Raw genomic sequence first — 25,938 nt, 5'->3', positions numbered from 1 at the left:
ATTACACAATTGTTAAAATAATTTACGCCATTCCCACCGTGAAATTCTTCAATTATAACTTAGCCTGTTTGCGCCACTTTTTATAAGCATTGATCAATCCATTCGTTGAAGCGTCATGGGATTTTACTTCTTTATTATTCCCAAGTTCCGGAAGGACGTTTTGGGCTAACTGTTTACCAAGCTCAACACCCCATTGGTCAAAACTGAAAATGTTCCAGATCACTCCCTGTACAAATATTTTATGCTCATAAAGTGCCGTAAGTGCACCCAAAGAATAGGGTGTAATTTCTTTAATTAAAAAAGAGTTGGTCGGTTTATTCCCTGTAAAAACTTTAAACGGAATTAATTTTTCCATTTCTGATTTTGCCATTCCCTTTTCTTTCAATTCAGTGGTAACTTGAGCCGTAGTTTTTCCATTCATCAAGGCTTCCGTCTGGGCGAAAAAGTTGGAAACCAAGATCGGATGATGCTGCCCAATAGGATTATGACTAATCGCCGGCGCAATAAAATCACATGGAATCAAATGCGTTCCCTGATGAATCAATTGATAAAACGCGTGTTGACCATTCGTTCCGGGTTCTCCCCAAACTACCGGTCCCGTGCTGTAAGTTACATTCTTACCATTTCGATCGGTATGTTTTCCGTTGCTCTCCATATTTCCCTGTTGAAAATAAGCTGGGAAACGATGCATATATTGATCGTAAGGAAAAATAGCTTCTGTTTCTGAACCGAAAAAATTGGTGTACCACAATCCAACCAAGGCCATAATTACAGGAATATTTTCTTTAAAATCGGTATCTCTAAAATGATGATCCGTGGACTCGGCGCCTTTAAGTAATTGCTCAAAATTGTCATAGCCAATAGTTAATGCGATGGAAAGTCCGATGCTGCTCCAAAGGCTATATCGACCACCAACCCAATCCCAAAAAATGAACATATTCTCCGCATCAATTCCGAAATCTTTCACCCCTTTTTCATTGGTTGAAAGTGCTACAAAATGTTTAGCAACAAATTTTTCATCCTTAGCCGATTTCAAAAACCATTCACGAGCGGTATGAGCGTTCGTCATCGTTTCCTGAGTCGTAAAAGTTTTAGATGCAATGGTGAAAAGTGTTTCTTCCGGATTCAGATGTTTCAGGGTTTCCACGATCTGAGTTCCATCCACATTAGAAACAAAATACGCCTGAATTCCTTCGATCCAATAAGGTTTCAATGCTTCGGTGACCATTACAGGTCCAAGGTCGCTTCCACCGATTCCGATGTTGACGATATTTTTTATTTTTTTTCCTGAATAACCTTTCCATTTTGCGCTGTGAATTTTCTCACAAAAAGATTTCATCTTCTGGCGTGTTTCCCGAACCTCAGGCATAATATCTTCGCCGTCAATGGTTACTGGCTGATCTGAAAAATTTCGTAACGCCGTATGCATTACGGCACGATCCTCAGTTTCGTTGATTTTTTCTCCCGCAAACATTGCTTTCCTCGCCTCTTTCAATTTACATTCCTCAGCAAGTTGCCGCAGCATTTCAAGAGTTTGATCGCTGATTATATTTTTAGAATAATCAAAAAGGATATCGCCAAACTGAAGAGACATTTTTTCAAACCTGTCAGAATCGTTTTTAAAAAGATCTTTCATCTGTACTTTTTTCATCTGGGTTTGGTGTGCAATTAATGCTTTCCAAGCCGCTGTTTCGGTGGGATTTACTTTAGGAAACATGGGGAATCTTTTAAAAATTTAATAATATTTGTTGCAGTATAAGACAGAAAAGTAATTGGAAACTCAAACTAAATCAACCAATTACTCTTTTAACCACAAAGTCACAAAACAGCACTTCAAAAAATCAGAAATAATAATTCACAAAAGTGAAGATGAACATTATCAAAGCTTGTATTTGGTTCTTTTTAAAAGTGAGATTCTCATCTATTTATCTTTGTGACTTTGTGGTTTTCAATTTATTCTAAAAATCTTTTCAGCATTCTATAATCGAGCAGCCGCAGTACGGTCTAAAAACCATTGTACTTTCTTTTCTTGCCTTTTAATTAAGCGTGCTGGATATTTCTTGTCTGATCCAGACGGATCTTTCAACACGTGAAATACTGCTTCAGCTTTACCTTCTCCAAAAACTAAAAAAGCTATATTCCTCGCTTGATTAATCAAAGGTGCCGTCATCGTTATTCGGTACATGTCCACTTCTTTCACGAATACTGATTTAACTGTCGCTTCGGTTTCTTCGAGAACTGGAGTATTTGGAAAAAGTGACGCAGTATGTGAATTGTCGCCAAGACCCAAAAGAATAAAATCGAATTCAACTGGTTCTGTCTGAAAATGGGATGTTATTGCCTTTTGATATTTTTGCGCTGCTTCTTCCGGAGAACCGGTTGTATTGACATTAAATATATGAGATTTTGTAATCTTCAGAGGATCAAATAAAACCTCTTTTACCATTAACGAATTTCTTTGTGAATCATTTTCAGGAACAAATCTTTCATCACCAAAGAAGAAATAAGTTTTATTCCAGGCAATCTTATTATGGTAATTTTTGGAAGCTAAAAGTTCATATAATTTGCGTGGCGAACTTCCACCAGAAAGAACAAAGTTGAACCGTCCGCGCTTCTTAATTGCTAATTCTGAAGCATGACAAATGGACTGCGCCAAAGCGTTCATCACCTCATCAACATTATTATAAATATGTAAGTCCATTGTAATTTTTTCTTATTTAGTATCTGGAAGGTTAAACCAATGATAACCATCTTTCGCAATAAGGGCTTCGGCATTTTCCGGGCCCCAGGAATCGGCTGGATAATTCGGGAAATTTGCCATTTTAGTATTTTCCCAATAATCAAGAACAGGCATGATCACCTCCCACGCAATTTCTACTTGATCTGCCCGCATAAATAAAGTTTGATCGCCAGAAATCACATCCAACAAAAGTGTTTCGTAAGCCTCTGGTGCATCTACTCTTGTTTTACCCGCGTAATCAAAAATCATATCCACCGTATTCAACGTCATTTCAAGCCCTGGAGTTTTGCTTTCCAGTTGGAAACTGATGGCCATATCTGGTTGTATACTAATGATCAATCTATTCTGTTTCGGAATATTGCGCTCTTGGTTATTGAACATATTGTGAGGAACTTCCTTAAACTGAATTGTTATATGAGAGGCAGATTTAAACAACCTTTTCCCTGTGCGTAGATAAAATGGAACTCCCTGCCAACGCCAGTTATCTACATAAAACTTCATCGCTGCGTAGGTTTCAGTATTAGAGGCGGGGTTCACATCTTTTTCTTCACGATAGCCTGGAACTTCTTTTCCTTCTACCCAACCTGGCCCATACTGACCTCTTACCGCAATCGTATCAATCATCCCAGGAACAATTTTCCGCATGGCTTTTAAAACTTCTACTTTTCGGTCACGAACAAGGTCGGCATTAAAATTTATAGGCGGCTCCATGGCAATAATACAGAGTAATTGCAGTAGGTGATTTTGAATCATATCACGAAGAATTCCAGCATTATCGAAATAATTTCCACGATCTTCCACGCCGATTTGTTCGGTCACTGAAATTTGTACATGTTCAATATGATTACGGTTCCAAAGCGGCTCCATAATCGCATTGGCAAAGCGGAAAGCCATAATATTCTGAACGACCTCTTTTCCTAAATAATGATCAATTCTATAAATCTGCTTTTCATCAAAAATGGTGAGCAATTTTTTGTTTAACGATTTTGCGGACTCCAGATCTCTACCAAACGGTTTCTCTATTATAATACGAGTCGTGTCTTTATTATTTTCTATTTTACTTTGTGATATATTTTCTGCAATGGTGCAAAATAAATCAGGTGAAACCGCGCAATAATATAACAGTGAGGCATCTACCTTCCATTCTGATTTTAGAGCTTCGATATTGGAGGCAAATTTTTTATAAGAAACAGGATCTTTAATATCAGCGCTTTCATAAGTTATATTTGCAGAGAATTTTGCCCAATCTTCTTTTTGGGCTTTTCCTCTCCGGGAAAATTCATTGATACCATTTAATAAAACAGTTCTGTATTTCTCATCCGTTAATTTACCACGTGAAGTTCCTATAATTGCAAATTTATCAGGCAATCGATCTTCCAAGAAAAGGTTGTATAGCGCCGGTATGATCTTTCTTTTACTAAGATCGCCAGTGCCGCCGAAAATAATTAAAATCGCGGGATTTGATTTTTTATACGAAGTTTTTACCATGTCTTTTATTTTTTTTGAATCTTTGGTTTGATGAAAAGATTTATTCTCAATGATTTGGATCTTCCCAATCGGTATGGAAAACGCCTTCTTTCCCTTTAAGTTCGTACGTATGCGAACCAAAAAAATCACGTTGCGCCTGAATGAGATTTGCCGGCATTTCTTCACTTCTAACATTATCAAAATAACTTAAAGCAACTGAATAAGTTGGAACTGCGATTCCACTAAGAACCGCTTCTGAAACAACATTTCTAATTCCGGGAATACTTTTAACAAGACTTTTGTGAATGGAATCATCCAAAAACAAATGAGCCAATTTTGGATTGTTCTTGTAGGCTGCATAAATGTCTTCTAAAAATTCTGAACGGATAATACAGCCGCCACGCCAGATTTTTGCAATTACATCTAAGTTCAGATTATATTTAAATTCTACATTAGCCTGATCGAGCAAATGCATTCCTTGCGCATAAGCGGAAACCATCGAAAAATAAAACGCCTGCTCTAATTTTTCTATAGACTCAGTTTTATCTTTTAAATCGGATTTCGTAGCATCTGGATATAATTTTGAAGCTTCAGTTCGGAGCTCTTTGTATTTTGAAAGATCACGCATCGAAACAGCAATATCGATCATCGGCACGGGAACAGCTAAATCCATGGCTGCTTGCGAAGTCCATTTCCCTGTTCCTTTTGCTTTTGCTTCATCTTTAATATCGTTAAAGAAAAGATGGTCTTCTCCCTTTTTTTTGTAGGCAAAAATATCACGTGTAATTTCGATGAGGTAGGATTTTAAACGACCTTCATTCCATTTTTTAAAAACGTCATGTATTTCTTTATCATCCATTTGAAGTCCACTTTTCATGAATTCGTAGGTTTCAGAAATGAGTTGCATTAAAGCATATTCAATTCCGTTGTGTACCATTTTCACGAAATGTCCGGCAGAACGTTCGCCCATGTAGGCAACAGTAGGTGCACCATTGACATGCGCAGCGATTTTCTCCAGAATAGGTTTTATGGTTTCATAAGCTTTTTTATCTCCGCCAGGCATCATGCTCGGTCCTTTTCTTGCGCCTTCTTCACCACCAGAAACACCCATTCCAACGAAGTGATATCCTTTTTTTTCTAAATCTTCAAAACGCTTTTCCGTATCTGTAAAATGTGAATTTCCACCATCGATAATAATATCTCCTTTGTCCATAACCTGCAGTAATTCTGCAATCACAGAATCAACAATTTTCCCGGCGGGAACTAACATCATCACGATTTTAGGACTTTTTAAATTTTGAACAAAATCCTTAATATCTGAAAAAGCATGAATATTATCGTTACCTAATTTATTAACGGTATCGACTTTTTTAGGATCATTGTCATATCCGGAACAGCTGTATCCGTGGTCAGCAATATTTTGTAAAAGGTTAGAACCCATTGTTCCGAGGCCAATCATTCCGAAAGAGCTTTGATTTATATTTTCGTGTTTCATAATTTGATACTTATAGTTTTTTATTGATAAGAAGAAATTTGCATTGTCTCAATTTTGTTAAAAATTTAATTAAACTTATACTTATTCCATCCTATTATTATCTTATAAAATGTTCGAGAATGTTTTTCGTCGATTCAAAATCCTGATGCAGAAAACTATTCATTCCCAGTTTTTTTGCGGCATTAACTAACATCGGACGATCGTCAAAATAAATACATTCGTCAGGTTTGACCTGCGTAATTTCTAAAGCAGTTTTAAAAATCCGCGGATCTGGTTTCCGATAACCGACATAACAGGAAGAAAAGAATCCATCAAACAATTCGTGCAAATTAAAAGTCTGAATCCGATAATCATTAAGTTCCCGATTTTCATTGCTGATGGCAAACACAGGTAAATCAGTTTGCCTTTTCCAACTTTTAAGCCAAGGTAACATCTGCGGTAATTCTACTGATTGGGAATACATAAACTTTTTAAAATCCTCTTTGCTAAAATCTTTGGGACTTTCAAATACAACTGTATCCAGATATTCATCTAAAGAAATACTGCCAATCTCAAAAACATTGTAAATGAAATTGTGCAGAATATTCATTTCATTATAATCAAAACCAAAAACTTCTGCGGCCTTTGCCCGTGATTCATGATCCCAACCATTAGTTAGCATTACGCCACCAATGTCCATAAACACTACTTTAATTTTAGCTCTATCAAAATCAATCATGGGTTAAAGTTTGCGTTTTTTTTCATCAATACTTTTGATCAACTTATCATAGGCTTGATTAAATTTTTCTATTCCTTCGTTTTCGAGTTTTTGAGTAATTTTATCAATATCAATTCCTGTTTTCTCCAAATCTTCCATTGCTTTGTCAGCATCATCTACATTTTCAGTCAAAGTTTCAGCTACTTTTCCATGATCACGAAATGCGTCGAGAGTTTCCATCGGTAAAGTATTGATGGTTTCTTTTCCAATCAGAGCTTCTACATATAAGACATCACTGAAGGAAGGATCTTTTGTGCCCGTACTTGCCCAAAGAACGCGTTGTTTTTGCGCTCCGTTTTCTTCTAATTTTTTAAAACGTTCGCTTGAAATCATTTCCAGATAGATTTGATATGCTTTTTTGGCACAGGCAATTGCTATTTTTCCTACTAAATTATTTTCGTTTTTTTCCTTCAACATTGGATCGACCATCACATCAATTCGGCTTAGAAAGAAACTTGCCACAGAAGAAATTCCCTTAATAGAATTGCCTTCTTTTAAGCGATCTTCCAGTCCACCCATAAATGCTTCAGTAATTTCCCGATAGCGTGGAAGTCCAAAAAGCAGCGTTATATTAATATTGATTCCTTCCCGTAAACATTCCCGAATTGCTACTAAACCTTCTTTGGTTCCCGGGATTTTGATCATCACATTTTTTCGATTTACTCTCGTCCATAAATCTCTCGCCTGCTCAATTGTTGCATCTGTATCTCTTGCTAAATAAGGAGAAACTTCTAAACTTACGAAACCGTCTGTACCGTTGGTTGTCTCATAAACTGGTTTAAATAAATCGGCTGCCCGTTGAATATCGGCTATGGCTAAATCGAAAAAAATGGCCGGATTAGTATCTTCTTTTTTAGAGAGGATGACGATATCTTCATCATAATCTGAACTGCCACTGATGGCTTTTTCAAAAATAGAAGGATTTGAAGTCAGACCACGCAGATCGTCATTATCAATGAGATCTTGTAATTTTCCGGAGTCCATGATTTCGCGATCGAGCAAATCGAGCCATATGCTCTGATCCATTTTTCGTATTTGATTTAAAGGATTCATTTTGTTTATTTTAAAAGTTAATTCCTCGAAAAGCGTATCCTAAAACGACGAGCTTTTCACTAATTATTTTCTAAGTCCTGAATTTTTTTTAATCGACGAATGTGTCTTTCTGCTCCAATAAATTTTGCATTTAAAAAAGCTAAAACCAACTCTTCTGCACTGGCATATCCCGTAACGCGACCTCCGAGACAAATTAAATTCATATCATCATCTTCAACACCTTGATGCGCTGAGAAATAATCTACGATCAAAGCTGCTCTCACGCCGGAAACTTTATTAGCAGCAATACACGCGCCGACTCCACTTCCACAAATAGCAATACCCCGAAAAACTTCTCCAGCAGCGACTGCTTTGGCTAAAGGAATAACAAAGTCTGGAAAATCATCCGCATTGTTTAATTCCTTCGCTCCAAAATCAATAGGTTGAAATTTGTTTTCAATTAAAAAAGATATTATTCTTTCTTTAAGTTCAAATCCGCCGTGGTCTGCGCAAATGCCTATTTTTATTAATGGTTCTGTGGACATTTTTAATTAAATTTAATGAGCCTTAGTCTTTTTTAGAAAGCAAAGCATGTGCTCTTTTCATTACGTTTTCTACGGTGAAGCCGTATTCTTTCATTACTTCTTCGCCCGGTGCTGATTCACCAAATTTATCGATGCCGATGACGTCACCATCGTCGGTTGTGTATTTCATCCAACCAATAGAAGAGCCTGCTTCAACAGCCAATCGTTTTCGAATATTTTTTGGAAATACTTTTTCTTTATAGGCGGCATTTTGTTGATCAAATAAATTCCAACATGGCATGCTAACTACTCTAGCTTTAATATTATTTTTCATTAATTCTTCCTGAGCAGCCAAAATCAATTGAACTTCTGAGCCGCTCGCCATTAGAATTAAATCTGGTTCGCCCTCAGAATCTGAAAGTATGTAAGCTCCTTTCTCCAGGTTTTTTGCTTTGGCATATTTCTTCTGATCGATAATTGGAATTCCCTGGCGCGTTAAAGCAATTGCTACAGGACCATCTTTATGTTCGATGGCAACACGCCAAGCTTGTGCAGTTTCGTTTGCATCAGCCGGACGAATTACGGTCATATTTGGAACCGATCGTAATCCAATCAATTGCTCAACAGGTTGGTGCGTCGTTCCATCTTCGCCCAAAGCGATACTGTCGTGGGTGAAAACCATAATTTGACGGATTTTCATAATGGCTGCCAATCGAAGTGGCGGACGCATATAATCAGAAAAAATCAAAAATGTCGCACCATATGGAATCAGATAATTACTCAGTACCATTCCGTTCAAAACTGCACCCATTGAATGTTCGCGGATTCCAAAATGGAAGTTACGCCCATCACGATGCTTTGGCGAAAATGATGGATAAGCATCAAGATTCGTATCTGTTGACGGCGCAAGATCAGCTGAACCACCAATCAATTGTGGCAAAAATTCAGCAATAGCGTTTAAGGTTTTGCCTGAAGCTTTCCGAGTTGCTAACTCTGTTCCGGCTTCAAATACTGGAAGTTTTTTCTCCCAACCTTCAGGAAGTTTCCCTCCTGTAATGTCTTCATATTCTTTAGCAAGATTAGGATGGCGTTTCTTATAATTTTTATAAAGCTCATTCCAATCTTCTTCTTTTTTAGCAGATTTCTTTCCGGCTTTTCGATAAAAATCTAAAACTTCTTCAGGAACGACGAAATCTTTATCGGGATCAAATCCGAAATTTTCTTTCACCAAACGCACCTCGTCTTTACCCAAAGGTGAACCGTGCGCGGCTGAAGTGTTGTGTTTATTAGGACTACCGTAACCAATAATGCTGCGGACTTTTATTAAGGAAGGACGGTCGGTTTCGTTCTTGGCATTTTTAATTGCTTTTTTAACCGCTTCCAAATCATTGATATCCGGTAAATTTTGAACATGCCAACCGTAAGCTTCAAAACGTTTGGAAACATCTTCATCAAAAGCCAGATCAGTATCACCTTCGATGGTGATATGGTTGCTGTCGTAGAAATAAATTAAATTTCCGAGTCTAAGATGACCAGCGAGAGAAGCGGCTTCGGCGGAAACACCTTCCATTAAATCACCATCGCTGCAAATCGCATAAATATGATAATCGAAAATATTGAAATCAGGTTGATTATACCGCGCTGCCATATATTGCTCAGCAATCGCCATTCCTACTCCATTGGCAAAACCCTGACCCAAAGGACCGGTGGTTACTTCAATTCCGGGAGTGAGTCGATATTCGGGATGACCCGCCGTAATGCTGTGAAGTTGTCTAAATTTTTTAATATCATCGAGCGAAATTTTATATCCGGTCAAGTATAAATAACTGTATTGCAACATACAAGCGTGTCCGCAAGAAAGCACAAATCGGTCACGATTGACCCAATCCGGATTTTTCGGATTATAATGCAGGACCTCTGACCACAAAATATGACCTAACGGTGCCAAAGCCATCGGTGTTCCCGGATGTCCGGAATCTGCTTTCTGAACGGCGTCCGCGGATAAAACTCTTACGGTATCAATACTTTTCTGAATTAAATTTTTCGTTTCCATTTTTTATACTTTTTCTTCTTCCATTTTTACTTTATTTTCTTTGGTGTCTTTGGCTTTTGTAGAAATTAAGATAACGCCTAAAGGTCTGGCATAACTGAAATAATTGATGAACCAATCAATAAAAGTGATGATTTTATTTCGGTAGCCTGCTAAGGACAAAATATGAACAAACATCCATATAAACCAGGCAAAAATGCCCTGAAACTTATAGTGAGGCAAATCGACCACCGCTTTATTTCGACCTATTGTCGCCATTACTCCTTTATTTCGATATTGAAATGGTTCCATCGGTTCGCTTTTGATTTTTCTTAAAATATTTTCGGCCAAAAACTCTCCCTGTTGTTGCGCGACAGGTGCTAACATTGGGAGTCCTTTAGGATTTTCAGTGGTAATATATGCAGCAACATCGCCAATGGCAAAAATATTTTCAGTGTCTATTACCTGATTGAATTCATTGACTGCGATGCGATTTCCATTTAGAATTGTAGTTTCAGGCAATCCTTTAATTGGTGAACCTTTAACGCCTGCTGACCAAATTACAGAATCGGTTGTAAAACGAGTGCCATTATCCAGTTCGATGGTGCTGCCGTCATAACTTTTAACTCTTGTTTTCAGAAATACATTTACGCCCAAAGCTTTTAGATACTCGAGACTTTTCGCAGATGCTTCGGTCGACATATTTCCGAGTAATTCAGCACCTGATTCATAAATATGAATGCTCATCTTAGAAAGATCCAAGCCAGGAAATTCTTTGGGAATGATATATCTTTTCATTTCTGCTAAAGCTCCGGCTAACTCGAGTCCAGCTGGTCCACCACCCACCACAGCAATATTCATATATTTTTCTACAGATTCTTTTTCATCACTGGCCATCGCCCGTTCAAAATTTTGAAAAATATGATTTCTTAATTTCAAAGAGTCAGGCACCGATTTTAAAGGAAGTAATTCGTCTTTAACTGGATCAAAATTGAAAAAATTATTTTCACTTCCGGAAGCAATAACGAGAAAGTCAAAGTCAATTGTGCCAATGGAAGTCAATAACTGATTTTTCGTAATATCAACCTGCAAAACTTCAGCCATTCGGAAACTGAAATTTTTATAATTGATAAAAATACGTCGAACAGGATATGCGATGCTACTTGGCTCGAGTCCACCTGTAGCGACTTGATACATTAAAGGTTGAAAATTGTGGTAGTTGTTACGGTCAATCAAAAGTACTTCGACAGGTTTTTTGTGCAATGCTTTTACGAATTCTATACCGCCAAAGCCCGCACCGACAATTACTATTTTAGTTTTTTTTGACATCTTAAGTTGTATAGATCTTATTTGTAAAGAGAATATCACTGCGTGTTCGACTTTCAATAAAACCTAAGTATTTGCAAAGGATATGCAAACACTTCTTCGTGTTCTTTGCGTAGAGCACCTTCAGTTTTTTAAAATCAGAATTGACCGAAATAAAGGTAGTATTTAGTTGGCGAAAAAAATTACAAAACCGAATTCATAACTTACATTATTCCCACTTGAAAAAGAATTTTAGTGTTTTTTTTCATTATTAAAACATACGATTATTCCTTTTAAAGCTTCTTTTTTAGCATGACACTAAAAATCAGAGAATAGATTAAGTATATAAAAACGATTGACCATACACCGATTGCAAAAAATACAAATACAGAAGATATCGCCATTAGAAAAGGTACTCCGACTGCTTGGGATAATTGGAAAGTACAAACAGTATACATTCCCAAAGGAAAGACCATTCCCCAATATGCAGAATTATATTTTAAGGGAACTTTTTTTATAAAATGTCGCCAAATACCTAACATAACCATCAGTGGAATCCACCACGTGCCGATTGCCCAGAATAATAAGGTAAAGCCTTTCAAAAATGGAAGAATTTCTATTAACAATTCCCATTTATCAGCATTGAGTATCAAAGTTGAACCTGCTAAAACAGTAATTGCATCAGCACCCATACTGATCCAAAAAGGAGGACTGAGATCTTCGGCGTGTAATTCAAAAAAGATAAGTCGATAGATGATGAGCGTAATTAAAATGATATAAAATAAACAACCGCACAAAAATAAAATTAAGGAGAAAAAAAGTACTTCATTATGTGAGAACGGAAGAAATTCTTCTAACTGAGCGAGTAATATAGAAACCGCCTGAGTCGCTACTACAAGGAGTAACCATGTTCCGTTAATTGCTTTTATGGAAGGTTTATTGCGCTTTTCAATTAGAATGAGAAATAGCGAATAAGTAAGAACAATCCATGATGACAAACCTATGATAAGAAAGAATGCCGCAACGTGGTAATTATTTGCAATCAAAATAAACTGGCCACCCAAAATACAGTTTGCAGCAACGAAAGATAGAAATCCCATATTTTTTCTATCGTCCATGAAATCTGATAGAAATTCCTTTTTAAAATAAATAAAACGAAAAATAAATAAAATACAAATTATCAAATAAGCAATGCTATTAATATAAAAAAGTGCTTTCGCAAAAAGAATATAATTGTATAAATGGGCTGCAATAGAAACAATTCCTGTCGCCATTACCAATGCAAAATAAGCTGGCGATAATTCAGCGATTTTAAAAAACAGGTGTTTTGACCTTATCTGTTTATAACCGTCGTTTTGCTTATTATTTGTTGGCATAATAATTCTCTTTCAAAAATTCACGCTAGCCTTTTTCAAGATAATTCAGAAGGTTGATTTAAATCCTCAATCACCATAAATTGATAATCAGTAATCTTATATTTAATGATGATATCTAATAATAAAGTCGTTCGGATGATCAGGATTAAATGGAGATCATCATTATTAATGGTTTCGGGTATCGCTAACAAAGCTGATTCGTGAAAGCCTTTCGATTTTAATTCCAGTTTGCCTAATTCATCTATTATTATGTATCCTGATTTATTGTTGACTAAAGCTTTTTTAATGATTTCATTTCCTTTTTCAAAAGCACTTTTTAGAAATCGATATCGCCCAACCGTTACTGCATCGGCCATTTTTAAATCAGTTTCCATCTCAAAAGATTCTTTGGTATTTACATCTAAAAGGTATCGAATACCATTTTTATTTCTGGGCGTCAAAATTCCAAATACGTCGTTCCGTGCTTCTGTCCATTTCAACAAAGCACTGGTTTTTCCGGTTTCAATATTTCCTGACAATATGTAAATCATTTTTTAATCTTCTCAAAATAAAGACTGTAAGCGATGCTTTTTGCAAGAAATTGTATTAATCGATTAAATCCTTTAAAGGTTTTGGATTCTTTCCAGGAATGATAAATTATTAGTTCTAAAATTGGCAAAATCGTTAGGATATCCTGTACATCGGTTTGATAAAATTCTCGTTTTTCTGAAAGGATTTTATTTAAAAAATTTATTAAATAAGGACCTAATAAAAAATACCAAATCATCAAAATCAAAACACTACGAATAATTAAATACAATGCATTTTGCCAAGCCTGAGAACCATTATTAAAATAAAGAATCGGGATCAGCACAATCACTAATATTATCAAAAAAGAATAAAATATTTTCTTCTTGAATTTCTTTTTGTTTGAATTAAATTCGGGCAGCGCAGTATCTAAATTAAGATTAACCTGCGAAACATTAACCTTTTTAATTAATTTAATGGTTCGTATAATTAAAAATCCGGCTGCGATTCCACTCAATACATAAATCCCCAAAAAAGTATAGATCAGGGATTTGCTATTGAATACAATTGGTAAAAATGATAACTGCTGACTAATCCAATCCATATAAACATCGACAGCTTTCCAAAATGACTGGCCGAAAACGAGGGTTAAAGTTAGCAGTTTCTGGAGCGCAGATTCTAAAAAAGTAACAGCACACAATACAATAATTGTAAAACTATTTACAGAAAATACAGTATATAAAAGTATTCCCAAAAAAGCTTGAAATGAAACTGCAAAGTATGCTGTAATTGGTGTATAAGGACTAATGCCGACTTTAATTACTAAAACAATCGTTAATGCTTTTAGTAATGTTGACCAGGTTTTCGTGGTAGACAAAGCAATTAAGGTAATGAGCAATACCGATATTCCGCCAACAAAAATTCCTGTAAATGGCAGTTTAAAAGCATGCATTATTCCTCCTAAAGTACATTCGTTTAAAGCCCATAAAGCTATCAAACGTTCTACGACTCTCGTATCGTTTATGCTATTTGATTTCAGAATTCCTTTCTGTTTAATCATTTTTTTTAGGTTAATTGAGTTTTATTTGGTACATCTTATTTTTTCTTTTTAAAAAAAATGTACTCAAAGTTACCATTAACCCATTTCTAATTTAAATGAGCCCGAAGCATCCAAGCGGTTTTTTCATGGTACTCCATCAAGCCGGTAATGTAGTCACTGATTCCTTCTGCTTTTAGTTGATCTGCCATCGGTTTTATATTTTCTCTTAAAAAAACAATAATACTTTCGTGGTCGCGCAATAATTCAGCAAAAAGCGATTGGCTATCATTCTTATCGAGCGGTTGTTCGGAAAGATGGGTCAGTTGAAGATATTTCTGAAGTTGAGCCGGAACGTAATGTCCCAATGCACGAATTCTTTCCGCCACCGTGTCAACGATTCCCTGCTGATCATTATAGAGTGCTTCGAGATAAACGTGAGCGGTATGAAAATCAGGCCCTTCAATATTCCAATGAGCATTCAATGTTTTGGAATAAAGTAGAAATTCATCTGCCAATATTTTTGATAATTGGTCAGCAATTGTTTGTTTGTGTTCTTCGGAAATTCCGATGTTAGCATTTTTCATTTTGTTTGTTTTTAAATTAATATTGCGTTAAGGTATTTTGTTTGAATTATTAAAAAGGTAAAACACTTATAATCAAATATTTAATTTAAGTAAATATAAATTTAACTATTTTAATTTCAATTTTGCTTTTTATCTTTGGTTTTAGTTAGCATTTTTTTAAAAGTCAATAATCATCAATGCTGCCAAAGAATTAGATTATCTTCCAAAGGCACAGATACATTTTCATAATTTGGAATTACACGGGCGGTATAATCACTTACTGGACGCGAACCATCTGTATTCGCAACATATTCATACTGGTCATTAACTCCAGAAACATGATCCATTTTTATTTTAACAGGAGCATCACTATTAATTCCATTTGCATATAACTCCACCGATACAAATTCTGGATTTAATCCATTTAGTTTCACCTGTACTTGAAAGAGATGTCCATTGTCTTTATCTTCAGTATGAACCTCGCTGAACTGTATTTGATTCCATTTCTGTAGAAGTTCTTGATGCGTATTCATTATCTTCATTCCAGCAGCACCTTTTTCAGCGGCTCTTTTATTATAATTATCAGCAGCGGGCAGGTAATAGTTTTCGGTATATTCTCTGACTGCCCTGTTTGCAGAAAAACTTGGAGTTAATATCGCCATACTTTTACGCATCTTGTTGATCCATTTTTCTGGAATATCTTTTTCATTGCGGTTATAAAAATCAGGAATGATCTGGTTTTCTAATAGATCATATAAGTCTTCGGCTTCTTTTGCATCCCAAGCAAGGTCTTCACCATGTTCCTTTCCATCGCCTAATGCCCAACCCACTTCAGGTGTATAAGCTTCTGCCCACCATCCATCCAACTCAGATAAATTAATTCCGCCATTAACCAATACTTTCATTCCGCTTGTTCCAGATGCTTCCCATGGTCGTCTTGGTGTATTGACCCAAACATCTGCGCCTTGTACCAGATGTCTCGTGAGCAAAACATCATAATCACTTAATAAAACAATATGATTATATAAATTATATTTTTGAATAAACTGGATCCATGTTCTGATTAATGCTTTTCCTGATTCATCAAATGGTGATGCTTTACCAGCGATAACCAACTGTACAGGATGTTCGTTGTTTGTAAGTATGCGTACAAATCGTTCTTCATCATGCAACAAAAGATCTGGTCTTTTGTAAGGGACAAACCGTCGGGCAAAACCCAGAGTTAAAGTATTTGGATTAAATACATGTTTAGCATTCTCAATAAATTCAGGTGATTGGTCAGCAACATCTGATTGTGCTTCAAATCTATCTCGAATAAAATTCACCAGTTCATTGCGGCCATCATTTCTCATTTGCCATAATGTTTCATCTTTTATTTTATGAATATCTTCTTCCAGCGTTTCCAGTCCACCTTTCCATCTATTTTTACCACAAGCATCTGTCCATACTTTATCAGCAAATGAACTATCCCAACTTGGCATATGCACCCCATTCGTAACAGAACCGATTGGAATTTCACTTATAGGTTGCCGTGGAAAAAGGATGTTAAAAAGTGACTTGCTGACTTTTCCGTGTAAATGACTTACTCCATTCACTGCGCCACTACCTCGAATGGCGAGGTAAGCCATATTAAAATATTCTGAGGTGTCAAACGGATTCGCACGACCCAATGCCATCATGTTATCGAATTCAATTCCTAATTCATTTTTAGCATAATTACCGAAAAATTTCCACATCAGTGATGGACTAAAATGATCAAAACCTGCTGCAACAGCCGTGTGCGTCGTAAACAAATTTCCAGCACGGGTAACAGCCAGCGCTGCTTCAAAAGGAATTTTATTTTCTTTCATAAAGCTACAAGCACGTTCTAATGTTAAAAATGCGGCATGGCCTTCATTCATGTGACAAACTTCCGGATGAATATCCAATGCCTGAAGAAGTTTCCAACCACCTATGCCTAAAAGGATTTCCTGTTTGATGCGCATCTCTACACCACCGCCATAGATTTCACTTGTTATTTCCCGGTATTCAGGCAAATTCACCACATCATTGCTATCGAGCAGATATAGTTTTATTCTACCAACCTGTACTTCCCAAGTCCGTAACCAAACCGTGTGTCCAGCTAAGTTTATTTTTAATCTCAACCATTCACCGTTGGGTAAACGAAGCGGCGTAATGGGCAGCTGTCCCGGATCTGTAAATGGAAACATTGCTTGTTGGTTGCCCTCTTTGTCTATTTTCTGCCGAAAATATCCTTGCTGATAAAGCAAGCCAACTGCAACTACTGGTACACCGAGATCGCTGGCAGATTTTAATTGGTCGCCTGCAACATTTCCCAAACCTCCAACATAAATGGGCAGTGCTTCGCTTAGCATATATTCCATACTGAAATAAGCAATGCATTTCAAGGCTGAGTTCGAATGATTTTGCTGAAACCATGCAGGAGTTGTATTTGAGTAGTCCTTTATCTTTACCAAATCATTCATTTTATTTCTAAAATCTTTATCATTCAGCAGTTTTTCAAGTTTGTCACGGGATACACTTTGTAATATAATCCAAGGATTATGGGTGATTTTCCATAAATCATAATCAAGTTGTTGCCATAATTCATCTGCTACATGATTCCATGACCAACGCATATTAAGAGAAAGTTCAGTTAGCGTTTTCATGCCTTCTGCATCTGACGGTAACAAGCCATACAATTGATTATTATTAAATTTTTCTGCGTTCATCATCATAATTTTTTTGTTCAAATTCTAAGTCAATTAACTTGCAATCCTTATTATTAATCAAATTTTTTCGATGATCGTTTTCAGTTATGATTGTATCATATCTCTTATAGCTGAGGAATTATGAACTGTTTCTAAATGCATCATTTCTGCTTCAATTATGTTTAAATTTCGACTCATCGAAAACCGGACTTGCTTTTATCTCTTCTGTTGAAATGTTTATAATGACCTTGGATTTTTGCCATTGAATTTCTTGTACTTTGCTGATTTCAATCAATACCTTTATTCCACCAAACCATTCGTGCGTGTCAACTACCAGGTATAAAATTTGCCAGTTTTTATCGTCGAGAATAAAATCAGTAACATGTCCAAAATCACCATCATCTGAGTGGATGTGATATCCCATAATTTCTTTTGTGCTTCTTAAATGAAGATCAACCTCATTTTTTTTATCGGTATTTTCATCCTCCCTCATCCTTTCATCAATGATTGGATTAATATATGGAGTTGCTTCAGAACCACCTGCATAAAATCCGGTGCCATACCATTGCCACCCAAAATGCTCATATTGTTTGATCGCTTCCTGCTCGGAAACAGGCATATCGGTATCTATATCCGGACTGGACTTGATCTGTTCCTTGGTAAGGTTGATGGGAAAAATTCCGGGTTTCGAATTGTTTACTTTTATGGCTTGTGGTGCTATAAGTACTTTCCGGTTAAGAAGCCAATTGCCGGTTTCTACAATAAGATAACGGATGAGCCATGTAGTATCTTCAAAATAAAAATCTTCTACTTTTCCGATATCACCGTCAGTAGCTTCCATACGATATCCGATCAAACTTTTAATATTGTGTTGCATAATAAATGTTTTTTTTAAATTTTATAATTCTGATTTTGAAACCGTTTCATCTCCTTTTAATATGACAGCATTTTCTTTATCTTTTTTTTCCTGACCAATTCCCATTGTTAATGCTGTTAATCCAGCCATACTTCCTAATTGCATGGTATCAACTGCGGTACTTGGCACAATTACAATTGTTGAGTTTTCCTTTAATCCTTCATAAAGCATATTCATCGCTCTTAGATGTAAAGCCACCGGATTGTTTGCGTACGTAAGCGCTGCTTCTCCAAATTTTTCAGCGACCTGCCTTTCTGAATCTCCGAGAATTACTCTTGCCTGTCTTTCTCTTTCTGCCTGTGCCTGCATGGACATTGCATTCTCTAATGCTGATGGAATCAATACATCTTTCACTTCGACAGAATTTACGTGAATGCCCCAAGGTTCGGTGCGTTCATCGATAATCTCTTGTAAGGTGGCGCTTATCTTATCTCTGCCTTCCAACATATCAGAAAGCATCGTCTTTCCAATCACATCACGCAAAGCAGTTTGTGAGGCCCAACTAATTGCGCTTAAATAATCTGCCACTTCAAGAGCTGCTTTTTGCGGATCCATCACTTTCCAAAATAAGACAGCGTCTACATCGACAGGAACTGTATCTTTTGTAAGTGTTTTTTCTGCTTTAAAAGAAGTGGTAATTACCCGTGTATCAATCCAATAAGGGATATTATCGATAATAGGAATAATAAAAAACAACCCTGGACCTTTAAGAGATTTAAATTGACCAAGACGTAAAATGACAGCCTTATCCCATGGATCGGCAATTTTTATTGAAGAAGATATAATCAGAGCGATTACAAAAGTGCCCAATGCAATGATGGTAGTTTCTGTAATATCCGTAGGCGAATATGCAGAGCGTGCCCATAATAATCCTATAGCCATTATTATGATAAATATGAGTCCGGAAAATAAACTTTTACTTTTCATTTTTTTTGTTTTTAAATTAATATTCCGTTGCTGTTTTTTATTTTAACTACGATGAAATAGATCTCATTTCGAAATTCCAATTTTCCATAAACACCGATTTTATATCGCTTTTTTTTTCAACATTTAACTGTCAGCCATTAAATCAAAATATTCGTCATCCTCATTTTTCCCGCCAAAGCCTTTGCCTAAATCTTTGGGTGATTTAACGAATTCAATTCGCTCGATCCATTTGACCATTTTGTAGCCCAACTGATTTTCAACACGTAACCTTAACGGAGCTCCATGTTCGAGTGAAAGAGGTTCGTAATTCATTTCCCAGGCGAGGATAGAATCGGGTTTCATGCAATTGCCAATCGTATGAGTGTCGTAATAAACACCGCCGTACATTCCTTCCCCAAAAGAATAAAAAGCCACGGTCGTAACTGAAGAATCTGGTTTTACTAATTCGATGATCTTGCTCAATGGTAATCCGCCCCACTCTGCAATCCCAGACCAGCCTTGGATGCAATGGTGCATGGTAATATTTTGTTCTTTACCCATTTCTTTTAAATCGTCCAGCGATAATTCCACAGGATTTTCAACCAAACCCCCAATCTTTAATTTATAGTCTGCAAAGTTATTTTCAGCCAGATTTTTCCAGTCAGACGAGTCGGGCATTTTACCATTTAACCAGAAATAGGAAGTAATATCTTTTTTTTCATAATCGGTTTTGGCTTTAAAACGATTGATGGTGTATTTCCAAATTTTGCCATTAGTTGAAGCCTGAAGTTTTTGAAGAGAACGCTGTTTGTTCCAGGAAAGCCAGTGCGCTAAAAACGCAAAACCAACCGTCACTAAAATGATTACAATTCCAATATAAAGTCCGGTGTAACTTCCTGGACTATCAGAACCCATCACAATATGATTCATGTTTTTAACCAAACCTGTCGCTCCGACCAAACTGACATGAATTATGATAAAAACACAATAGGAAATCATGACTAAAAAATGAATAGAACGTGCACTTTGTCTGTTGCCAAATAATTTCGGATACCAGCGAAAACGGTTTTCTATGGCAGGCGACATCGCAATTCCCGTTAACATAGCAAGCGGTGCTAAAATAAATATGACTCCGAAATAAGCAAGTTGCTGAATGGCGTTATAATGATAAAAACCATCCACATTAACAGGAAAATTAAAAGTAGCATAATGCACAAAAACATTCCAGGCATCATGAATAATTTGCCATGAAACTGGAACTAAACGTTTCCATTGATTGGTGAAAAATAGAAGGAAAATAAAAATAGCCCCATTTAACACAAAAAAAGGAACAGTCAGAAAATGCCAGACTCTTGCAATCCCCACCGTATGTTTGTAACCCGGCAACCCGGCGATGGGATTGATATATCGCGCATCTTCTTTTGCGGTGTAGGGTCTGTCAAGCGGTATTTTCACGGGAGTAAAACGAATCCAGGACGAGTTGGGTTTACAGCTATTATTCCAGTATAAACGCGGATGATCATATAAAATAGAAAGTCCGCTTCTGATAATCAACATTAAAAAAAAGAAATTCACCCAATGGCTCAGTCTGATCCATACGGGAAAACCTTCAGGTTCGTTGGGTTGAACAGGTAAAAATGCAACTGAAGGATCTATGGGCAAACCGAAGAATAGATATTGCAACCAAGCCGCACCTATTATGCCAATAAAAAGCACCAACAGTATCATTTTCATATACGGTTTCATTCCTAAATAGGCGCGCCTGTCTTCAGGATAATGAACTGCTTTTTCGGCTGCTGTGAAATGCGGAATCATTCCTTTAAGTTTTAGTGAAAATTGTGGTTCAAATCATTAATGACCCCTAAAAGAAATTCTTTTCGCCAAATTGAAATAGATACCGTGTCATTTAATTCGTTTCCAATACTTTTTTCTGTTCCAAATATTGTTCTTTAGTTATTTCTCCGGAGGCGTAACGTTTTCGTAAAATACCCAATGGGGAATCCCTATTTCTTCTATTTCCAGGAATATACCAAGGCGTAAAAAAGACCCAAAATATAAATACCATCCAGATCATCCACCATATTAAGTGCATTCCACCAAAATTATAACCGTTGTATAGATCCATCATTTTATGTTTTAATGATTAAATATTTACGCTCTTAAAAAAGCTTATTTGAGATGATCTCTGGTGTTGCAGGATCCACCAATCCATAATTTTCAGAGAGTAATTTTTCGTTTTTATTCTTATATTTTATCCGATTTAGCAGATGGGTAATAAGCGCAATATGGGTTGCCTTTTTATGATCTGCACTTACTACGAACCAAGGCGAATTATTGAAATTTGTTTTTAGGAGCATTTCATCTCGTGCCTCAGAATAATCTTTCCAGTGTTTTTCTGCAACCTCATCTATAGGACTGATTTTCCATTGTTTCAGCGGATCTGTTTTGCGAGATTCCAATCTTTTCTGCTGTTCTTCTTTACTGATGTCCAAATAATATTTCAAAATAATAAAGCCTGCGTCAGCTAAGCCATTCTCAAATAAATCCACTTCACTGAAAAATGACTCATATTCTTTTTTACTGCAAAAACCCATGACTTTTTCAACACCGAGACGGTTATACCAACTTCTGTTAAAAAGAACAAACTCACCTGACGCAGGCAGATGTGCCGTATAACGCTGAAAATACCACTCTCTTTCCTGCAGATCGGTAGGTTTACCCAAAGCCACTACTATTGTTTCACGGGGACTTAGGTGTTTGATGATTCTTTTTATGGTTCCATCTTTACCGGCGGCATCTCGTCCTTCGAGAATGATCAACAATTTGAGATCAGAAGCAATAACTTCTTTTTGCAGCTTTACCAACTCTATAAAAAGTTGGTGCAATATTTTTTTCTTTTTAGTGATCATTTTATATCTATTTGATGAATATGTTCAAGTCTCCATTTTGTAAGGAGGTTAAAGGTCTAAAAATCAAGCAAAAAAGTCATTACACAACTTTTTAAAGAACTTATACTATTCATACCTTCCTAATATGTTTTTATGTTCTTTACACCAAAATGCTTGGAGGTTTGAGAACTTTTGCGACATCTATTTTTTTTAAAATGAAGCTTAAATTACTTCCTATTCATTCTTCCATTGATGAGCTATATTCGCCGCGACGTGCCGCAGCAGCTAATTTGGCACGGCTGCTTAATATTTCCTGAGCTTCTTTTACGTTGGATTGTTCTCCTTTCCACGCATCTAAAGCGGGTTGTTGAATGGCTCGTGCAAAAGAAAAAGCTACAATCCATGGAAGACGATTTTTAAAATTTTTATTGATGGTATTCAAATGTTCAGCGGCAACTTTCGGCGATTGTCCACCAGATAAAAAGGCAATTGCAGGAACAGAAGCGGGAACAGCAGAGCGCAAACAATTTACCGTTGCTTCGGCAACTTCATCCACACTGTTTTGAATCAGGCAACCTTTGCCGGCTACGACCATATTCGGTTTTAAGATGATTCCTTCCAGATCAATTTTAAATTGATATAATTCAGAGAACAGCGCTTTCAATACTTTTTCTGTGACGTTATAACATTGTTGCATCGAGTGATTCCCATCCATCAAAACTTCCGGTTCCACTATTGGTACAATATCTGCTTCTTGACATAAACCGGCATATCTAGCCAAAGCATGAACATTAGCTTTAATACAAGCATCTGTAGGAATACCTTCGCCAATAGTGATGACCGCACGCCATTTCGCAAAACGAGCACCCATTGTTTTATACTCCGCTAAACGTTCGCGCAAACCGTCTAAACCTTCTGTTACCAATTCAGTAGGAAATTCAGGTAAGGGTTTGGCGCCCATATCTACTTTTATGCCCGGAATGATTCCAGCTTTCATCAAAGCTTTTGCCATCGGTTCACCAGCGTCAGTTTGTTGCCGAATGGTTTCATCAAACAAAATAGCACCGCCAATGCTTTCGTTCAAGCCCGATGTTGTAACAAGGAGTTCCCGATATTGACGGTACATCTCGCTGGTTTGCGGAATGCCCGCCGCTTCAAAACGTTTTTTACACGTTGGTGTACTTTCATCCATTGCAAGAATCCCTTTACCATTGGCAAAAATTTCTGCAATCGTATTTTTTAAAATTGGTGTATTCATTTGTTGTTCCATTTCCAGTTAAGAATTTCAGGGAGGTCTTTTCCATGTTCACTCACATAATGTTTGTGTTCAATCAATTTATCTTTTAATTGCTGTTTCAGATAATCTCCTTTGCTGCCCAAATGAGGCAAACGATCAATGACATCAATCACTAAATGAAAGCGGTCAATATCATTTTGGACTCGTAAATCAAAAGGTGTTGTAATGGTTCCTTCTTCTTTGTAGCCTCTCACATGAAGTTCGCGATTGGTACGGCGATAAGTTAAACGATGCACGAGCCAAGGATAGCCGTGGAAGTTGAATATAATATGTTTGTCTTTGGTGAAAATGGAATCATAATCCTGATCATTTAATCCGTGTGGATGTTCAGAACTGGATTGCAGTTTCATGAGATCTACAACATTGACCACTCTTACTTTAAGTTCAGGAAGATGCTCTCTTAATATGGAAACTGCCGCCAATGTTTCAAGCGTTGGCGTATCACCACAACAAGCCATTACGACATCGGGTTCGCTTCCCTGATCATTACTTGCCCATTGCCAAATTCCAATACCTTCGGTACAATGTATGACTGCTTCATCCATCGTAAGCCATTGTGGGAGCGCATGTTTACCGGCAACCACTACATTTACATAGTGCCGACTGCGAAGACAGTGATCAAAAACGGATAACAAACAATTGGCATCTGGCGGTAAATACACACGAACAACATCTGCTTTTTTACTAATGACATGACCCAGAAATCCAGGATCCTGATGTGTAAAACCATTGTGATCCTGTTGCCAAACGTGAGAAGCCAGCAAATAATTTAATGAAGCAATCTTTCTGCGCCACGGCAGTTCTAAAGTAACTTTCAACCATTTCGCATGTTGGCTGAACATCGAATCAACGATGCGGATAAATGCTTCATAACAGTTAAATAAACCGTGTCTTCCGGTTAATAAATATCCTTCCAAGAAACCTTCACACTGATGTTCACTCAACATAGAATCAATCACTTCTCCGGATGGTGCAAGAAATTCATCGTATTCTTCTATTCGTGCTTCCCATTGTCGATTGGTGGTTTCAAAAATCGACCCTAACATATTAGATAAGGTTTCATCGGGACCGAAGACCCGAAAATTGTGTTCATCCTTATTCAGTTTTGCAACATCTCGCAGAAATTCTCCGAGTACCGTTGTATCTTTTCCTGTTACTGCTCCTGGCGACGGAACACTCACTGCATGATCATGAAAATTGGGCATGTGAAGATCTTTCAATAATATTCCTCCATTCGTATGAAGATTAGAACCCATCCTGCGATTGCCGATGGGCGCTAATTCTGCGAGGTCAGCGTTAAGTGTTCCATTTTTATCAAATAATTCTTCGGGTTTATAACTTTTCATCCAACTTTCTAGAAGCTGTACATGATCAGGATGATCGGCATCTACGAGAATCGGCACCTGATGAGATCTGAACGTTCCTTCTATTTGCAATCCATCCACTTTTTTTGGTCCAGTCCAACCTTTGGGTGATTTTAAAATAATCATCGGCCATCTTGGACGGGTATTATCATTGGTACTTCTTGCATTTTTTTGAATTCCCTGAATATCTTTGATCACTTTTTCGAGGGTAGAAGCCATCAATTCGTGCATGGTTAAAGGATCGTCACCTTCAACAAAATAAGGTTTCCAGCCACATCCTTTAAAAAAATGTTCTAATTCATCATCTTCGATACGCGCTAAAACCGTTGGATTACTGATCTTATAACCATTCAGATGAAGGATGGGCAAAACAGCGCCGTCAGTAATCGGATTTAGCAATTTGTTCGATTGCCAGGAAGTTGCCAAAGGACCGGTTTCTGCTTCACCATCACCAACAACGCAGGCAACGATTAGGTCAGGATTGTCGAAGGCCGCACCGAAAGCGTGACTTAAGGAATATCCCAATTCACCACCTTCATGAATAGATCCTGGTGTTGTAGGCGCAACGTGACTTGAGATACCACCCGGAAAAGAAAATTGTTTGAATAATTTTTTAAGGCCGGCTTCATCTTGTGTTACGTTTGGATAAACTTCGCTCCACGTTCCTTCCAAATAAACATTGCCAACAATAGCAGGACCGCCATGTCCTGGACCAGCAATGTAAAATAGATCGAGATTATATTTTTTTATAATTCGGTTGAGGTGGACGTAAATAAAATTTTGTCCCGGTGTGGTTCCCCAATGTCCAACTACGAGTGGTTTTACGTGCTCCAGTTTTAATGGTTCTTTTAATAATGGATTGTCATACAAATAAATTTGACCAACCGACAGATAATTAGCCGCTCGCCAATAGGCGTTTATTTTCTGTAATAAGTCGGGAGTGAGAGTTTTAATCGTTGTATCTTTAGTTTCTGTTTCCATTATATTATTTTTTTTGAGAATTACATCATTCCTATTTTCAT

Annotated in this window: 21 protein-coding genes; all 21 read right to left on the bottom strand. The window is 36.9% G+C overall.

Annotated elements, in window-relative coordinates; translation table 11 throughout:
• Positions 1-52: 52 nt before the first annotated feature.
• A complete protein-coding gene (gene pgi, locus Q73A0000_RS16615; RefSeq protein WP_193812009.1) occupies positions 53-1,717 on the bottom strand; it encodes a glucose-6-phosphate isomerase in 1,665 nt (554 codons plus the stop codon).
• A 261-nt stretch (positions 1,718-1,978) separates the two neighbouring features.
• Positions 1,979-2,701, bottom strand: coding sequence for a 6-phosphogluconolactonase (gene pgl / locus Q73A0000_RS16610; protein ID WP_193812008.1), 723 nt, complete (start codon positions 2,699-2,701; stop codon positions 1,979-1,981).
• A 12-nt stretch (positions 2,702-2,713) separates the two neighbouring features.
• Entirely contained in the window at positions 2,714-4,228 is a 1,515-nt protein-coding gene (gene zwf, locus Q73A0000_RS16605; protein ID WP_193812007.1) for a glucose-6-phosphate dehydrogenase, read from the bottom strand.
• A gap of 46 nt (positions 4,229-4,274) precedes the next feature.
• A complete protein-coding gene (gene gndA, locus Q73A0000_RS16600) occupies positions 4,275-5,702 on the bottom strand; it encodes an NADP-dependent phosphogluconate dehydrogenase (protein WP_193812006.1) in 1,428 nt (475 codons plus the stop codon).
• 97 nt (positions 5,703-5,799) lie between these two features.
• Positions 5,800-6,420: an HAD family hydrolase gene (locus Q73A0000_RS16595; protein WP_193812005.1), complete on the bottom strand. Its 621-nt coding sequence runs from the start codon at positions 6,418-6,420 to the stop codon at positions 5,800-5,802.
• 3 nt (positions 6,421-6,423) lie between these two features.
• On the bottom strand, positions 6,424-7,512 hold the full coding sequence (gene tal / locus Q73A0000_RS16590; protein WP_193812004.1) for a transaldolase: 1,089 nt from the start codon (positions 7,510-7,512) through the stop codon (positions 6,424-6,426).
• 59 nt (positions 7,513-7,571) lie between these two features.
• Positions 7,572-8,036, bottom strand: a complete 465-nt coding sequence (locus Q73A0000_RS16585) for an RpiB/LacA/LacB family sugar-phosphate isomerase (protein WP_244140766.1) — start codon at positions 8,034-8,036, stop codon at positions 7,572-7,574.
• Between the two features lie 22 nt (positions 8,037-8,058).
• Positions 8,059-10,068: a transketolase gene (gene tkt / locus Q73A0000_RS16580; protein ID WP_193812003.1), complete on the bottom strand. Its 2,010-nt coding sequence runs from the start codon at positions 10,066-10,068 to the stop codon at positions 8,059-8,061.
• A gap of 3 nt (positions 10,069-10,071) precedes the next feature.
• Positions 10,072-11,373: an NAD(P)/FAD-dependent oxidoreductase gene (locus Q73A0000_RS16575; protein ID WP_193812002.1), complete on the bottom strand. Its 1,302-nt coding sequence runs from the start codon at positions 11,371-11,373 to the stop codon at positions 10,072-10,074.
• 269 nt (positions 11,374-11,642) lie between these two features.
• On the bottom strand, positions 11,643-12,725 hold the full coding sequence (locus Q73A0000_RS16570) for a tellurite resistance/C4-dicarboxylate transporter family protein (protein WP_193812001.1): 1,083 nt from the start codon (positions 12,723-12,725) through the stop codon (positions 11,643-11,645).
• A 35-nt stretch (positions 12,726-12,760) separates the two neighbouring features.
• Positions 12,761-13,255 carry a nucleoside-triphosphatase gene (locus Q73A0000_RS16565; protein ID WP_193812000.1) on the bottom strand — a complete coding sequence of 165 codons (495 nt, stop codon included), beginning with the start codon at positions 13,253-13,255 and terminating at the stop codon, positions 12,761-12,763.
• Entirely contained in the window at positions 13,252-14,292 is a 1,041-nt protein-coding gene (locus Q73A0000_RS16560) for a hypothetical protein (protein ID WP_193811999.1), read from the bottom strand. Before Q73A0000_RS16560 ends, Q73A0000_RS16565 begins: the two co-directional genes overlap by 4 nt.
• Before the next feature lie 86 nt (positions 14,293-14,378).
• A complete protein-coding gene (locus Q73A0000_RS16555) occupies positions 14,379-14,855 on the bottom strand; it encodes a Dps family protein (RefSeq protein WP_193811998.1) in 477 nt (158 codons plus the stop codon).
• Positions 14,856-15,028: 173 nt separating this feature from the next.
• Positions 15,029-17,587 carry an alpha-glucan family phosphorylase gene (gene glgP / locus Q73A0000_RS16550; RefSeq protein WP_208458792.1) on the bottom strand — a complete coding sequence of 853 codons (2,559 nt, stop codon included), beginning with the start codon at positions 17,585-17,587 and terminating at the stop codon, positions 15,029-15,031.
• A 130-nt stretch (positions 17,588-17,717) separates the two neighbouring features.
• The gene (locus tag Q73A0000_RS16545) at positions 17,718-18,422 is read right to left on the bottom strand and encodes a PRC-barrel domain-containing protein (RefSeq protein ID WP_193811997.1); all 705 of its coding nucleotides are present in this window, start codon (positions 18,420-18,422) and stop codon (positions 17,718-17,720) included.
• 21 nt (positions 18,423-18,443) lie between these two features.
• A complete protein-coding gene (locus tag Q73A0000_RS16540) occupies positions 18,444-19,388 on the bottom strand; it encodes an SPFH domain-containing protein (protein WP_193811996.1) in 945 nt (314 codons plus the stop codon).
• Positions 19,389-19,511: 123 nt separating this feature from the next.
• Positions 19,512-21,182: a molybdopterin-dependent oxidoreductase gene (locus tag Q73A0000_RS16535; protein WP_193811995.1), complete on the bottom strand. Its 1,671-nt coding sequence runs from the start codon at positions 21,180-21,182 to the stop codon at positions 19,512-19,514.
• Between the two features lie 91 nt (positions 21,183-21,273).
• Entirely contained in the window at positions 21,274-21,495 is a 222-nt protein-coding gene (locus Q73A0000_RS16530) for an SHOCT domain-containing protein (RefSeq protein ID WP_317174263.1), read from the bottom strand.
• A gap of 31 nt (positions 21,496-21,526) precedes the next feature.
• On the bottom strand, positions 21,527-22,276 hold the full coding sequence (gene ppk2, locus Q73A0000_RS16525) for a polyphosphate kinase 2 (protein WP_193811994.1): 750 nt from the start codon (positions 22,274-22,276) through the stop codon (positions 21,527-21,529).
• A gap of 217 nt (positions 22,277-22,493) precedes the next feature.
• Positions 22,494-23,525 (bottom strand): class I fructose-bisphosphate aldolase, encoded by a 1,032-nt coding sequence (locus tag Q73A0000_RS16520; protein WP_208458791.1) that lies wholly within the window; start codon positions 23,523-23,525, stop codon positions 22,494-22,496.
• Positions 23,510-25,897: a phosphoketolase gene (locus tag Q73A0000_RS16515; RefSeq protein ID WP_193811993.1), complete on the bottom strand. Its 2,388-nt coding sequence runs from the start codon at positions 25,895-25,897 to the stop codon at positions 23,510-23,512. Before Q73A0000_RS16515 ends, Q73A0000_RS16520 begins: the two co-directional genes overlap by 16 nt.
• Positions 25,898-25,938 lie beyond the last annotated feature (41 nt).

It is taken from the genome of Kaistella flava (ex Peng et al. 2021) (assembly GCF_015191005.1).
Lineage (GTDB): Bacteria > Bacteroidota > Bacteroidia > Flavobacteriales > Weeksellaceae > Kaistella > Kaistella flava.
This window is presented reverse-complemented; position numbering and strand designations above follow the sequence as displayed.